The organism is Bifidobacterium asteroides, from assembly GCF_009683175.1.
GTDB lineage: Bacteria > Actinomycetota > Actinomycetes > Actinomycetales > Bifidobacteriaceae > Bombiscardovia > Bombiscardovia asteroides_H.
The window spans coordinates 264,331-277,497 of record NZ_WKKW01000001.1 but is presented as its reverse complement, the minus strand read 5'-3'; the positions used below and the strand labels follow the sequence as shown (position 1 = coordinate 277,497).

Genomic DNA, 13,167 nt, shown 5'->3' with positions numbered 1-13,167 from the left:
GCAGCCGTATACTGCAGGCATTGTACTGTTTTCCCGCGCTTTGTTAGATTGCAGGAGGGCATCACCAAGGAGACGATAGCGCATGGAAGACCTGTACGAGCATGGCCGAGCAGGGGGTTGCACCCATGGCCTGGGCGCCCCTGGCTGAGGGTCGTCGGGGCATTTTCGACAATCCTGTCCTCAAGCGTATTGGTCAGCGCTATGGCAAGACCCCGGCCCAGGTGGTATTGCGCTGGCTGATCCAGCAGGGGATATGCGCCATCCCGAAATCCGTGCATGAGGAACGGATTCGTGAGAACCACAATATTGCAGATTTCAGTCTTGATGATGACGATATGCATGACATAAGTGCTATGGATACGGGTGGGCCGCTCATTCTTGATGTGGATACGCCCGAGGAGGCTACACGTTTGCATGGGATATCCTATACACAGTGACTGAGGTCCGCTGAGTCGATAAGACGAGGGCGCCCGCACTTGAAGATTCCAGTGTGGAAGCCCTCGTCTTGATGTTAGGGATCGTCGCTGAGGCTTATTGTGTTGGCCAGTCGTCTTGCAGACGGCTCAAATAATCCTTGGCCGCCTTTTCCAGGTTCTGATCGCTCATGCCTGAGCTCACTCCTGTGAGAATAAAGGGCTTCCGATAAACGGTTCCGATGAGATTGCTGGTAGCTTTGAACGGAGCCAGGAGCTCGTCCACCGTATAGCCGAATTCACCCTCATGGTGATAGTTCTCTCCAGCAGAGCCAACCGAGACGGCGAGCATGAGTTCCTTGCCTTTCAGGGCATCGCCGTGGGTACCGTAGGCCCATCCGTAGGTAAGCACCAGGTCTTCCCACTCTTTGAGCAGGGGAGGGCAGCTGTACCAATACATGGGAAACTGCCATACCAGACGGTCACAGCCTTTGACGAATGCTTGTTCGTCGGGAATGTCGATTTGACCTGAGCGCAAGGCAGCGTATTCGTCCCGGACCAGGATGCCCTCATCATCATGCCCCATGGCTTCCCGCATGAGGCGGGCGTTGATCCGTGAGGCTTCCATATGGGGGTGGAAGACCAGGACCGCCGTCTTGGTGTTTTGTGCCATTCCTTGCTCTCTTTCAGTCATCATTTTGCCAGATTTGCTTGGCGCGGTTGAAGGCCGACCAGGCCTTCGGTCAGCCTGCGTAGAAGGCCAGATGGGTGATTTCCGCTACTATCTCGTCCTTGGTGATTCCGTTCTTTTTCCCGATGTTCAGATGGGCGTCGAGCTGTTCTGCGCTGCCCATGGCAATCAATGCAGCTATGGTGATCATGCTTCTGTCGTGTGCGGACAGTGCTTGTTCATCAGCCCAGACTTCGCCGAATAGAACATCGTCATTCAGAGCTGCGAACTGAGGTGCGAATTCACCCAACTGCTCTCTTCCTGCTGTTTGTTTTGTGGCCATGATACTCCCTTCCTTGCTGACTGTATGGTGGTCCAAGATGCAGGTTCACTGCTGTCATGGATGTGAATGGCAACAGTCTAGGGCTCTCGAAACGGTATTTATAATGCCGATTGCTTATATGTAGGTATTCGTTTTTTGCATGGATTTATTGTCGTGCTTCTGCCCGATCGGTTTCTTCTCGGCTCGGGTAGAGGACTTGTCTGTTGTGGCAATGGGTCGCCTTCTTTGCTGGTCGTAATGCCGTTTTTTGGCTTGCGGGAGTCTAGGCTGTCTTTTGGGTTGTTCTGCGATTGGAGTTGGGTGAATGAGGATCACTGGTTTGGATCATCTGGTCATCACGGTGCGGGATGTCGATGCGACCTGTGCCTTTTACCGTGAGGTGCTGGGCATGCAGGTGCAGACTTTCGGTAATGGGCGGTTGGCATTGAAATTCGGCCGGCAGAAGATCAACATTCATGAGGCCGGCTACGAGATTGACCCCAAGGCGGACAAGCCTACACCCGGCTCTGCTGATTTGTGTTTGCTGGTGGAGGATTCGCTGGATGATGTGGTTGCCGCGCTCCGTGAGCATCGTGTCGACTATCTGGGTCCGGTCAGCCGGACCGGCGCGGATGGGGCCATCACCTCGGTGTATGTCAGGGACCCCGATAGGAACCTGATCGAGCTTTCCAGATACGACCAGGACTGATACTGGAGAAGAACCGGATGCGTCGGCGCATGCATCCTTGCGGCTAGATTCTTTGAGCCGGTGGTTCGATAAGTGCAGGCTGGGTTTCGTGTTTCTGATATATTTTGAGTCGAATCATAGGGTTTTCCTGGCTTCTGCCGATTTGCAGGCGTATTCTGCTCCAATCTGGCTTCGTAATATTTCCAGATAATGACGCTGGAATCTGGTATACACAAAGCATAGGCCTTGAGGACACACTATTCAGGCCCCCAAAACTTTCAGGCGCTCCAGCGGCATAGTAATGAGGGATGTAACCATGCCTAATGCGGATGAGACGCTCTGGAATTGTCGCGACATCGATATGGAGCACGTCAGCGCGCAAGGCGATTATTTTGCCATGAACAGCCACGGCATCAAAGCACGCGATTTCAGCTTGGATGGCGATTATTCCTTTGATGGTGCCAGTGACGTTAATATTGACCATGCTCGAATACTGTCCAAGGACGCATTCTGGAACTCGGAGAATGTAACGGTCCGGAATTCGACCATCTCAGGGGAATACCTGGGTTGGAACTCTGAAAATCTGACCTTCGAGAATTGTCAGATTGAAAGTCTGCAGGGCATGTGCTACATAGATAACCTTGTTCTGCGCAACTGCCGTCTGATCAACACAACCCTGGCTTTCGAGTATTCAAATGTGGATGTGGAAGCCAAGGGTTATGTAGACAGCATACTCAATCCGCAGTCTGGAACCATTCAGGCGGATGGATTCGGCAAGATTGTTTTGGAGTCTGCGCGAGTCGATCCTGAGAAAACCATCATTGAAGACAATTCTCCGACTTCGCGTACGCGGTAATTGCGCCGGAAGCCGCTGCCCTATCAGGAGTAATAATGATCAGCTTGCTGACAGGTCTCGTGATTGGACTGGTTTTTGGAATGCCTGTTGGAGCTGCGGGAATTATGAGCATGCAGAGAACCCTGTCTGCAGGGCCGGCAACTGGTTTCATCACCGGCATGGGGCAGCCGTGGCAGTGTGCTTGTATCGTGCTCTCGGATTTTTTGGCCCCAGCCTGCTTTCTCAGACTTTCCTCAGTTATCAAAAGCCGATTGTATTTGCGGGAGCCATACTGGCTGCGGCGATCGGGGTCCTCAGACTTTACGACTTCCTTAAGCCGGAAAGGCCTGCCGAATGAACTGATTGCAAAAAAAGCGATGTTCGCCCTGCGGGGGACGAAATAGCATCTGGTAGTTGTGAGCAGCTTATACATTCGCAATCGCAGCTGTTCATGACACCTAATATCGGTAACAGATATAATCTAATTTCTTTCGCTTTGGGTCTGGCTGCAGGTGTTACCAATCCAGTTTCAATGCTTGGACTGTCGCTCTCTCGCTCTGTTCTCAATGCTGACTGGAATCAGAACTCTTGTTCGGGTATATGGATCATAATTGTCATATTTACAGGGATGATGACTTGGTGGTTCCTCTTGACTGCCATGGTGGAGGTATTACAAAAGAAGACACAGCCACGCATCGTAATTTGGTTCGATTTGGCTAGCAACCTGCTCCTTATCATATTCGGAATCTCGGTCTTCATCTTCAACTTGTGAGCTGTGCTGCTCTTTAGATAAGAGGGTATTTCTGATGTATCAAACCAACACATCGCATGTTGTTGTCGATGTATTTCGTCTGAATATTCGCCTCACCCTTGGGTAGAAAAGCGTTGTGCAGGTTCGCGACAGAGGGTTGGTTCCTTGTCCAATTATTGTCGGGAACAATACGAGAGGAGCTCGTTAGTGCAATACATAAACTATCCTGCCTTGCATATTTTGAAGACGGCTTCTAAAGAGGCTGAAAAGAAATTGAGAAAACCTACCCGTCAATGGATACGAGCACGTTATGGAGTCGGGAGTTTGGTGTCGGAACTCGGTTTCGACTTCATTCAGCTCTAATAGCTTTGTGATTAGTCATAGCCTTCCGTGTCGAGTGTCTACCGACAGTGGTTTCTCCCAGAATGGTGAGAAAAGCGGTCAAACTTCAAAGTCAGTAAGGAAAAGAACAGACGGATTTGATGCTGTAGCACGGTATGGCCCGTGCATGTCCGCATACTGCGTAATGGGGATCATGGCCATGTCAGTCCCCCTGCCCGCGCAGTGCCTCCTGAGCGTCCAGGATGGCATGGACGGGCTCCTGATGATCGACCCACCATGATGCGGACGCCTGGGCCTTGAGCCAGGCGGAGGTGCGGTCGGCCAATTCTGTCCCCTCTTCGGTGGCCCCGCTCTCGGCCCGGCCGTCGTGGTCCTCCTGTGTCTCGTCCAGCATCTCCAGCAGTTCCATCATCTTCTCACGTATGTCGGCGGCGCGAGCCACCTGCTCGTCGCTGCCTTCAAGTGCGGGCAGGCTATTGAGCTCTCGGCGGACCTTCGCCGCCCGGCAGGCTGGGCAGTCGATAGTCCCGTACCAGGCGGCCTTCTTCTTGCGCCTCCCGAACCAGTTGATGCCCTTGATCTCCACTGTGTCCGTGTGCCCGCATCTGTAGGTGATGCCGCAGAGTGCCATCTTATCCTCTTTGATTGTGTGTACCCCTTGCTGATGTCTATATTACATCTCTAGCGATGTGACGCATGATGGGGATACTAGGCCGCGTCGCACTGGGGCGGCGACCTCCCGGCCCTACTCATATCGTCATATGAGTCCGGCCTGTCATCCATGTATGGCCTATATCCTTGATGACATCTCCCAGATGCGCGACAACCATCCCGGCTATGTGCCCGCGTCAGAAGATTCGCGAAGAGGCTGATTATCCTCTTTCACAAGCTTCTCGACCAGGTCATCGACCAGTAGCAGCAGGCCGGCCTCAGCCGGCAGGACCATGAGCACCCCGCAAGTATCCATCAGCAGATTAGAGCAGATTTGGCCGCTATCTGGTACGGGGCCATCGAAAGGACCGTCAGGGAGATCGAGCGTAGGCATAGGGCGGGTCGCTATATTTTTCCTGATTTTGGCACACAAATGGCGCACAAGATTCGACCATAAGCAGGAATCACATATATGATAAAACCCCTGTTTCCCAGTCGGGAGTAGGGGCCTGATCTGGGGTGGCTAACGCGGCTCGAACGCGCGACCTCCTGAACCACAATCAGGTGCTCTACCGACTGAGCTATAGCCACCATGGTGAATCAACCCGCATCGCGGATCAATGCAACAGATGAAACTATACACGATGACATGACATGGCACGCCGGTGAAGTGTGACCCATGCCCAAAGACCGTGCTTTGTCCTTGGACTTTCAGTTCACGACCATGGCCTCTACATAAAAAGTCTCCAGCACCACCAGGGTCTGATCATCGACGGTGAAGTCCGGATCATCCAATGCTTGTCGCATGTTTTCTGAGGTCCAGAAAGACTCATGAGCCTCGCGCCACTCAGGAAGGCTTTGATAGTCTTCTCCTTCATTCAGAACATGCTGCAGTGTGACCAGGCCGAGTCGGGTCACACTCACCGAGGCATATCTGAGGACGGCAACTGGTTGGTCATCTGAGTTCAACAGAAGCGTTCGTCGGCCGGAGGAGGGGAGTGGCTCATGATCATGGATGAATTCTGCCATCAGGCTGGTCGTAGCGGTTTTGCGCCCCTCCAGGATCGCTTCCACCAGACAATCACGTCCTGGACCGGGGAAGGCAAATTCATCCCTGGGAAGATTCGCAACATCTTGGGCTTTGACCGCTGGTATTTGCTTATTTGTCATAGTCGTTGTGATTGTCTTGCCTATCAGACTTAGGCTCTTTGTCGTCGAGCGCTTTTCTTATGGGTTGGTATGCCTTGATCAGATCAGCCAGGCTCATAGCGGCATTGGCGGGACTGGTGGATGGCAGATTGATCATCGTCGATCGATATCCCTTCTCCTGCAGGATAGGCAGGCAGTAGCGACGGTAAAGCTGGCCGGCCTTGCGTCCTGTGGTGAATATGGTGCCGATGGGCACACGGTCCAGCAAGCCAGCGATGTCGGTCGGCACGACATTGGTTATTGAAGCGTCGGAGGCGCCGTGGATGTCGCATTCCTGGATGACATCCCAGAGTGCTATGCAATGATTGAGGGCAAACCTAGCACGGACAGCCGGATCAGGCCCTGGAACAGGCTGGTCGAAGAGTGCGGCCAGCACGGGCCAGAAGCGGTTGTGCGGAAACATGTAGTAGAAGCCGGCTTCGCGCGAACTCGGGCTGGGAATGGATCCCAGGATCAGCACACGAGATCGGGCATCCCAAATGGGTCCGAACTCGTGGGTGACGTGTGTGGTAGAACCTGCAGTCATGCGCCAAGCAGTCCAGTCAGAGACGCGGTCATCACGTTAGCCTGTGCAATCACCAGAATGAAGACCAGCAGGCTGGTTGCGCATTCGACCAGGCCCACATACAGAATGGGAATGCGGCGCCGCCTGGAGATGGCAGGCAGTGAGGCCGCGCGAACCAGCAGAACCAGGGCGGTCAACAGAGGCCACCATCCTGCGGTGCGTACCATGGCGACCCCGATCAGGCAGAGGGCCAGGTTCCAAGCCAGCGAAAGCAGGTAGCACCAGGTCTTGCCGCGCTCGCGGATCATGGTCTTGACGAAGATGACCGAACCGAACTGGGTTACAGCGAAGACAGCTGCACTGACCACTCCAATCGATGGCAGGGCAGCGCTTGGGAAAAATCCGCTGGCGAAGCAGTCCACAGCAGGATTCGGTTGGCATCCGAAGTAGCTGGCCTTGGCGCTTTCCGGACTCGGTCCCGGCGTCTGGAATCGTGACCCCAGGGAGACGGCGATCAGACAGAGCATGCAGGCCGCAATCACGGCTACGGTATCGTTCCACCAGGAGCGTTCCGTGCGCAGCCAGGCGGCGGCAAAGTTCAGCACACCTAGCACCAGATAGAGCGGGGCCCATCGCAGGAGCCCAGGGGTGCCGACCAATAGGATCAGTCCGGTCACGGCCGTGAGCAGGGCGTAACCCAGAGCTGGCGGTGCGAATCTGGCAGCCCGGTGCGATACCATCCATCGCGAGCCGGTGAATTCAAAGCAGTAGCAGAAGGCCCAGGCGACCATGAGCAGCAGACCCCTCCAGGTCGGGCCTCCGATCAGCAGACCGGCCAGGCCCGGCATCAAGGCCATGGCCCAGCCGCCTATCTGATCGGGTATCCATAGCCGCCGCCACTGTCGTCCCTTGGATCCTGATCCGGTCGATTCTGCCGATTTGCGGGCTTGAGGGTTTGGTCTGCTGCCGTTCGACCCGGCGGCCTTGCCCCTGTCTGCGTCTGTAAGCATACTCATCAGCCTACGCCCCGGTATGGGTGTCACTGCCTCTTCCGTAATGCAGATTCGGTCAATATCATGGTCGAAGGAGTCATGAATCACACGGGTTCCTGGTTTCAGGAGGCAGATGATGGGTCAGGTGGATATCAAGCGCGTATACGAGCAGACAGCTGACGAGGACGGGGTCCGCATCCTGGTCGACAGGCTTTGGCCGCGCGGCGTCAGCAAGGAGCGGGCAGCCCTGTCCGGCTGGCTCAAGGATGTCGCGCCCAGTCCGGACCTGCGGCGCTGGTGGCACCATGATCCTGACCGCTTCGAGGACTTCGTCCGCCGCTACCGTACTGAGCTGGATGACAATCCTGCCTTGGAGGATCTGCTGAGCATTGTGCGCGAACACGATCGGACGACACTGGTCTATGCGGCCAAGGATCCAGCCGTCAACCATGCTCTGATCCTGCGCGACTACATTCGTCAGGCCCTTGAAAAGAAAGACAAGTAGACGACTGGCCTTTTACAAATTCCAGGGCGTTGCGGGACACTGGCATTTGATGGAGCCAAAGCTGCTCCACCTAGGCACACTGCCAGCGCAAGTCCTAAAGCGGCCATCTTTTCGGAATATGAAACAGGAACGCCAGCGACTGTTCGCCCGCCTGTTCGGACACCATTCGGAGCAATGGCACATCTTCGTCGGTGCTGTTCGCTGAATCCGGAACGTAACCGGCGGCTCCCGCAAAGCCAGGCCCACCATTGTTCCTGGCATTTATCTGTCCTGGTTTAGACATGTATTCCCATGTATTCATATTCCGTCACTTGTAACGCTTATGGATTAGGAATCTGTTGGAGGCGTGTACCCGATTACTGGACCTGCATATATATGGTATGTGCAAAGGCCTATTGGGATTCTGCTGCAAGGGCTTTTCCCAAGACGTTTCCAATACGGCATCACAGTGAACAAAGCCTAGAGCATACAGACACGTGACAGGCGTAACGATGTCTGGTTCGGTGATATACTTTTCAACGTGTGTGCCGACAGCACGCCTTATGTCACAGGTGAGCTTGTCGGGATATCCCCAATCCGAAGAATGCAGGCAGCAATGCCCGGCAGGAGGATCAGGGGCCATCGGGCCGGTGGACAGTGGCTGATCTCTCCTCCTGGGAGCGACTGCGGCTGCGGTGCGGCGGTCTCGCAGTGCAAACGAAGACAAGTTCATCAAAGGAATCGGAGAGAGTCAGTTGCCAACAATTGAACAGCTCGTCCGCAAAGGGCGCAAGGCCAAGCCTCGCAAGTCGAAGACTTTGGCACTCAAGGGCAGCCCGCTGCGTCGCGGCGTGTGCACCCGTGTCTACACCACCACCCCCAAGAAGCCGAATTCGGCTCTGCGGAAGGTTGCCCGTGTCCGTCTGAGCTCCGGCATCGAGGTTTCCGCCTACATCCCCGGAGAGGGACACAACCTGCAGGAGCACTCCATCGTGCTGGTGCGCGGCGGACGTGTCAAGGATCTGCCCGGCGTGCGCTACCACATCGTGCGCGGTGCGCTGGATACCCAGGGAGTCAAGGATCGCAAGCAGGGCCGTTCCCTGTACGGAGCAAAGAAGGCCAAGTAACACATGTCACGCAAAGGACCAGCTAAAAAGCACCAGCTCCTGCCCGATCCCATCTACGGTTCCACCGTGGTGGCCCAGCTGATCAACAAGATCCTGCTGGACGGCAAGAAGTCCATCGCCGAGAACATCGTCTATACCGCCCTGGAGCAGGTCAAGGAGAAGACCGACCAGGAGCCTGTGGCCGTGCTCAAGCGCGCCCTGGACAACATTCGTCCCAGCCTGGAGGTCCGCAGCCGTCGTGTCGGCGGCGCCACCTACCAGGTCCCCGTCGAGGTCAAGCCGAACCGCGCCAATACGCTCTCATTGCGGTGGCTGACCGATTACAGCCGCGCCCGTCGTGAGAAGACCATGTCGGAGCGGCTGGCCAACGAGATCCTTGATGCCTCCAACGGCCTGGGTGCCGCGGTCAAGCGCCGCGAGGACACCCACAAGATGGCCGAGGCCAACAAGGCGTTCGCCCACTATCGCTGGTAATCCCAAGAGAGCGAGAACAAGGAATTATGGCACAAGACGTGCTCACGGACCTGACCAAGGTCCGCAACATCGGCATCATGGCCCACATCGATGCCGGCAAGACAACGACGACCGAGCGTATTCTCTACTACACCGGCGTCAACTACAAGATCGGCGAGACCCACGACGGCGCCTCCACCATGGACTGGATGGACCAGGAGAAGGAACGTGGCATCACGATCACCTCCGCCGCCATCACGGCCTTCTGGAACCGCCAGTCCCACGACCCTGAGGACCGCTACCAGATCAACATCATCGACACCCCCGGCCACGTGGACTTCACCGCCGAGGTGGAGCGCTCCTTGCGTGTGCTCGATGGTGCCGTGGCGGTGTTCGACGGCAAGGAGGGCGTGGAGCCCCAGTCCGAGACCGTCTGGCGTCAGGCCGACAAGTATGGCGTGCCCCGCATCTGCTTCATCAACAAGATGGACAAGCTGGGCGCCGACTTCTACTACTCGGTGGACACCATCAAGGACAAGCTGGGCGTCAAGCCGCTGGTCATGCAGCTGCCCATCGGCGCTGAGAGCGACTTCCACGGCGTGGTAGACCTGGTGCGCATGGTGGCCTACTACTGGAAGGACGAGGCCGACCTGGGCGCCAAGTACGACACCATCGACATCCCCGACGACCTCAAGGACAAGGCCGAGCAGTACCACACCGAGCTGCTCGAGGCCGTGGCCGAGTCGGACGAGGACCTGCTGGAGAAGTATTTGGGCGGCGAGGAGATCTCCCAGCAGGAGATTCGCACCGCTGTGCGCAAGATGACCATCGAGCAGTCGGCCTTCCCGGTCTTCTGCGGATCCGCCTTCAAGGACAAGGGCGTGCAGCCCATGCTGGATGCAGTCGTGGATTACCTGCCCAGCCCCGAGGACGTGCCGGCCATCAAGGGTTACAAGATTGGCGACGAGTCCGTCGAGATCGATCGCAAGCCTACAGTGGACGAGCCCTTCTCGGCCCTGGCCTTCAAGGTGGCCACCCACCCCTTCTACGGCAAGCTGATCTACGTGCGCGTCTACTCCGGCAAGGTGGCCCAGGGCGAAACGGTCCTGGACTCCACCAAGGACAAGAAGGAGCGCGTCGGCAAGCTCTTCCAGATGCACTCCAACAAGGAGAATCCGGTCGACGAGGCCATCGCCGGCAACATCTACGCCTTCGTCGGGCTCAAGAACGTCACCACTGGTGACACCCTGTGCGACGAGAAGGCGCCGCTGGTGCTGGAATCCATGACCTTCCCCGATCCTGTGATCGAGGTGGCCGTGGAGCCCAAGACCAAGGCCGACCAGGAGAAGATGGGCATCGCCCTGCAGAAACTCTCCGAGGAGGATCCCACCTTCCAGGTCAAGACGGACGAGGAGTCCGGCCAGACCCTGATTTCCGGCATGGGCGAGCTCCAGCTGGACATCCTGGTGGACCGCATGCGCCGCGAGTTCCATGTGGAGTGCAACGTGGGCAAGCCCCAGGTGGCTTACCGCGAGACCATCCGCAAGCCCGTCATGAACCAGGAGTACACCCACAAGAAGCAGACCGGTGGTTCCGGCCAGTTCGCCAAGGTGCTCATGAACTTCGAGCCCCTGGACACTTCTGAGGGCGAATCCTACATCTTCGAGAACAAGGTCACCGGCGGCCACATCACCAAGGAGTTCATCCCCTCGGTCGACGCGGGCGTGCAGGAGGCCATGGAGTCCGGCGTGCTGGCAGGCTTCCCGGTCGTGGGTGTCAAGGCGACCCTGACCGATGGCCAGATCCACGAGGTCGACTCTTCGGAGATGGCCTTCAAGATCGCTGGCTCCATGTGCTTCAAGGAGGCTGCTCCCAAGGCCAAGCCCGTCATCCTCGAGCCCATCATGGCTGTTGAGGTCCGTACTCCCGAGGAGTACATGGGCGACGTCATGGGTGACATCAACTCCCGTCGTGGCTCCATCCAGTCAATGACAGACGCCACCGGCGTCAAGGTCATCGACGCCAAGGTGCCCCTGTCGGAGATGTTCGGCTACATTGGCGACCTCAGGTCCAAGACCCAGGGACGCGCCATGTTCACCATGCAGATGGACTCCTACGCTGAGGTTCCCAAGACCGTCAGCGACGAGATCATCAAGGCCCAGCGAGGCGAGTAATGCCGGTTCGGTCCGCCGCCACGGCGGGCCTGCGCAAAAAGGCTCTTCTGTCACAAGTCGGCGTTACACTCTTGTAGCGCTGACTGGGCGGAGGGCAAAAGTGGCAAAGAACCCGATAACCCAGTAATATGTAGCGAGTGCTCTGTGCGTGGTTCGCGCAGGCAACCTACGAGACGTCCAGGAGGACAAAACACAATGGCAAAGGAAAAGTACGAGCGGACCAAGCCGCACGTTAACATTGGCACCATCGGCCACGTCGATCACGGCAAGACCACCCTGACCGCGGCCATCTCCAAGGTGCTGCATGAGGAGTACCCGGACGTCAACCCCGAGTACGATTTCGCTCAGATCGATGCTGCTCCTGAGGAGAAGGAGCGCGGCATCACCATCAACATCGCGCACATCGAGTACCAGACCGCCAAGCGCCATTACGCCCACGTGGACTGCCCCGGGCACGCCGACTTCGTCAAGAACATGATCACCGGCGCTGCTCAGATGGATGGCGCCATCCTGGTGGTCGCCGCCACTGACGGCCCCATGGCCCAGACTCGTGAGCACGTGCTGCTGGCCCGCCAGGTCGGCGTGCCGAAGATCCTGGTCGCCCTGAACAAGTGCGACATGGTCGACGATGAAGAGCTGATTGAGCTGGTCGAGGAGGAAGTCCGCGATCTGCTGGACGAGAACGGCTTCGACCGCGACTGCCCCGTCATCCGCACCTCCGCCTACGGCGCCCTGCATGACGATGCCCCTGACCACGACAAGTGGGTTCAAACCATCAAGGACCTCATGGATGCCGTCGACGACTACATCCCCACCCCGGTCCACGACCTGGACAAGCCCTTCCTGATGCCCATCGAGGATGTCTTTACCATCTCCGGCCGCGGCACCGTGGTGACCGGCCGTGTCGAGCGTGGCAAGCTGCCTGTGAACACCAACGTGGAGATTGTCGGCCTGCGGGATACCCAGTCCACCACCGTCACCTCCATCGAGACCTTCCACAAGCAGATGGACGAGGCTGAGGCTGGCGACAACACCGGTCTGCTGCTGCGCGGCATCGGCCGTGAGGACGTCGAGCGCGGCCAGGTCGTGGCTGCTCCCGGCACCGTGACCCCTCACCACAAGTTCGAGGGCGAGGTCTATGTGCTGACCAAGGACGAGGGTGGACGCCACTCGCCGTTCTTCTCCAACTACCGTCCGCAGTTCTACTTCCGGACCACCGACGTCACCGGCGTCATCACCCTGCCCGAGGGCGTGGAGATGGTTCAGCCTGGCGATCACGCCACTTTCTCCGTCGAGCTGATCCAGCCCGTCGCCATGGAGGAGGGCCTGACCTTCGCTGTTCGTGAAGGCGGCCACACGGTCGGCTCAGGTCGAGTCACCAAGATCATCGAGTAGGATTGTCTGTCGCTTGTCGACACGATCCAATGACGGGGCCCGGAATCCTTTCTGTGATTCCGGGCCCCGCCCATATCCGGCAGGCTTCGCCGCCGGACCAGCCCCGGTGTTCATGCGCCGTGGCATAATAGGCGAGGATTTATCGCGAGCGGGCCG

At 57.3% G+C, this 13,167-nt stretch carries 16 protein-coding genes and 1 tRNA gene; 9 read left to right on the top strand and 8 right to left on the bottom strand.

Annotated features, from left to right (window positions below; all coding sequences use genetic code 11):
* Nucleotides 1-101: 101 nt before the first annotated feature.
* Nucleotides 102-437, top strand: a complete 336-nt coding sequence (locus tag GKC41_RS01230) for an aldo/keto reductase (protein WP_154312573.1) — start codon at nt 102-104, stop codon at nt 435-437.
* Nucleotides 438-531: 94 nt separating this feature from the next.
* Here the strand turns inward: GKC41_RS01230 and GKC41_RS01225 are convergent, their stop codons facing one another.
* Both GKC41_RS01225 and GKC41_RS01220 read right to left on the bottom strand, forming a co-directional pair.
* Nucleotides 532-1,086, bottom strand: a complete 555-nt coding sequence (locus GKC41_RS01225; protein ID WP_154312572.1) for an NAD(P)H-dependent oxidoreductase — start codon at nt 1,084-1,086, stop codon at nt 532-534.
* A 70-nt stretch (nt 1,087-1,156) separates the two neighbouring features.
* Complete coding sequence (locus GKC41_RS01220; protein ID WP_154312571.1) at nt 1,157-1,426, bottom strand: carboxymuconolactone decarboxylase family protein; 270 nt, start codon at nt 1,424-1,426, stop codon at nt 1,157-1,159.
* Between the two features lie 304 nt (nt 1,427-1,730).
* Here GKC41_RS01220 and GKC41_RS01215 point away from each other — a divergent pair, with 304 nt between their 5' ends.
* The 3 genes from GKC41_RS01215 (at nt 1,731) to GKC41_RS01205 (ending at nt 3,332) form a co-directional block, all read left to right on the top strand.
* On the top strand, nt 1,731-2,114 hold the full coding sequence (locus tag GKC41_RS01215; protein ID WP_154312570.1) for a VOC family protein: 384 nt from the start codon (nt 1,731-1,733) through the stop codon (nt 2,112-2,114).
* A 238-nt stretch (nt 2,115-2,352) separates the two neighbouring features.
* Entirely contained in the window at nt 2,353-2,949 is a 597-nt protein-coding gene (locus GKC41_RS01210) for a DUF3737 family protein (protein ID WP_418904379.1), read from the top strand.
* Nucleotides 2,950-2,984: 35 nt separating this feature from the next.
* Entirely contained in the window at nt 2,985-3,332 is a 348-nt protein-coding gene (locus GKC41_RS01205; RefSeq protein ID WP_154312568.1) for a hypothetical protein, read from the top strand.
* Nucleotides 3,333-4,223: 891 nt separating this feature from the next.
* Here GKC41_RS01205 and GKC41_RS01200 read toward each other — a convergent pair.
* The 6 genes from GKC41_RS01200 to GKC41_RS01180 all read right to left on the bottom strand — a co-directional run bounded on the left by GKC41_RS01200 (nt 4,224) and on the right by GKC41_RS01180 (nt 7,402).
* Nucleotides 4,224-4,652 (bottom strand): hypothetical protein, encoded by a 429-nt coding sequence (locus GKC41_RS01200; RefSeq protein WP_029678615.1) that lies wholly within the window; start codon nt 4,650-4,652, stop codon nt 4,224-4,226.
* Nucleotides 4,653-4,856: 204 nt separating this feature from the next.
* A complete protein-coding gene (locus GKC41_RS08930) occupies nt 4,857-4,988 on the bottom strand; it encodes a hypothetical protein (protein ID WP_267872833.1) in 132 nt (43 codons plus the stop codon).
* A 199-nt stretch (nt 4,989-5,187) separates the two neighbouring features.
* Nucleotides 5,188-5,263, bottom strand: a tRNA-His gene (locus GKC41_RS01195).
* A 120-nt stretch (nt 5,264-5,383) separates the two neighbouring features.
* A complete protein-coding gene (locus GKC41_RS01190) occupies nt 5,384-5,842 on the bottom strand; it encodes an ASCH domain-containing protein (RefSeq protein WP_154312567.1) in 459 nt (152 codons plus the stop codon).
* Nucleotides 5,832-6,407, bottom strand: coding sequence for a DNA-deoxyinosine glycosylase (locus GKC41_RS01185; protein ID WP_154312566.1), 576 nt, complete (start codon nt 6,405-6,407; stop codon nt 5,832-5,834). The genes GKC41_RS01190 and GKC41_RS01185 overlap by 11 nt, the downstream gene beginning before the upstream one ends.
* Nucleotides 6,404-7,402: a YwiC-like family protein gene (locus GKC41_RS01180; RefSeq protein WP_154312565.1), complete on the bottom strand. Its 999-nt coding sequence runs from the start codon at nt 7,400-7,402 to the stop codon at nt 6,404-6,406. Before GKC41_RS01180 ends, GKC41_RS01185 begins: the two co-directional genes overlap by 4 nt.
* A gap of 112 nt (nt 7,403-7,514) precedes the next feature.
* Between GKC41_RS01180 and GKC41_RS01175 the strand changes: the two genes are divergently transcribed.
* The 5 genes from GKC41_RS01175 to tuf all read left to right on the top strand — a co-directional run bounded on the left by GKC41_RS01175 (nt 7,515) and on the right by tuf (nt 13,011).
* On the top strand, nt 7,515-7,883 hold the full coding sequence (locus GKC41_RS01175; protein ID WP_154312564.1) for a DUF488 domain-containing protein: 369 nt from the start codon (nt 7,515-7,517) through the stop codon (nt 7,881-7,883).
* Nucleotides 7,884-8,617: 734 nt separating this feature from the next.
* Entirely contained in the window at nt 8,618-8,989 is a 372-nt protein-coding gene (gene rpsL, locus GKC41_RS01170; RefSeq protein WP_015022141.1) for a 30S ribosomal protein S12, read from the top strand.
* Between the two features lie 3 nt (nt 8,990-8,992).
* Complete coding sequence (gene rpsG / locus GKC41_RS01165; RefSeq protein ID WP_015022140.1) at nt 8,993-9,463, top strand: 30S ribosomal protein S7; 471 nt, start codon at nt 8,993-8,995, stop codon at nt 9,461-9,463.
* A gap of 26 nt (nt 9,464-9,489) precedes the next feature.
* Complete coding sequence (gene fusA, locus GKC41_RS01160; protein ID WP_110413173.1) at nt 9,490-11,616, top strand: elongation factor G; 2,127 nt, start codon at nt 9,490-9,492, stop codon at nt 11,614-11,616.
* Between the two features lie 195 nt (nt 11,617-11,811).
* Complete coding sequence (gene tuf / locus GKC41_RS01155) at nt 11,812-13,011, top strand: elongation factor Tu (RefSeq protein WP_015022138.1); 1,200 nt, start codon at nt 11,812-11,814, stop codon at nt 13,009-13,011.
* The last annotated feature ends 156 nt before the right edge of the window (nt 13,012-13,167 follow it).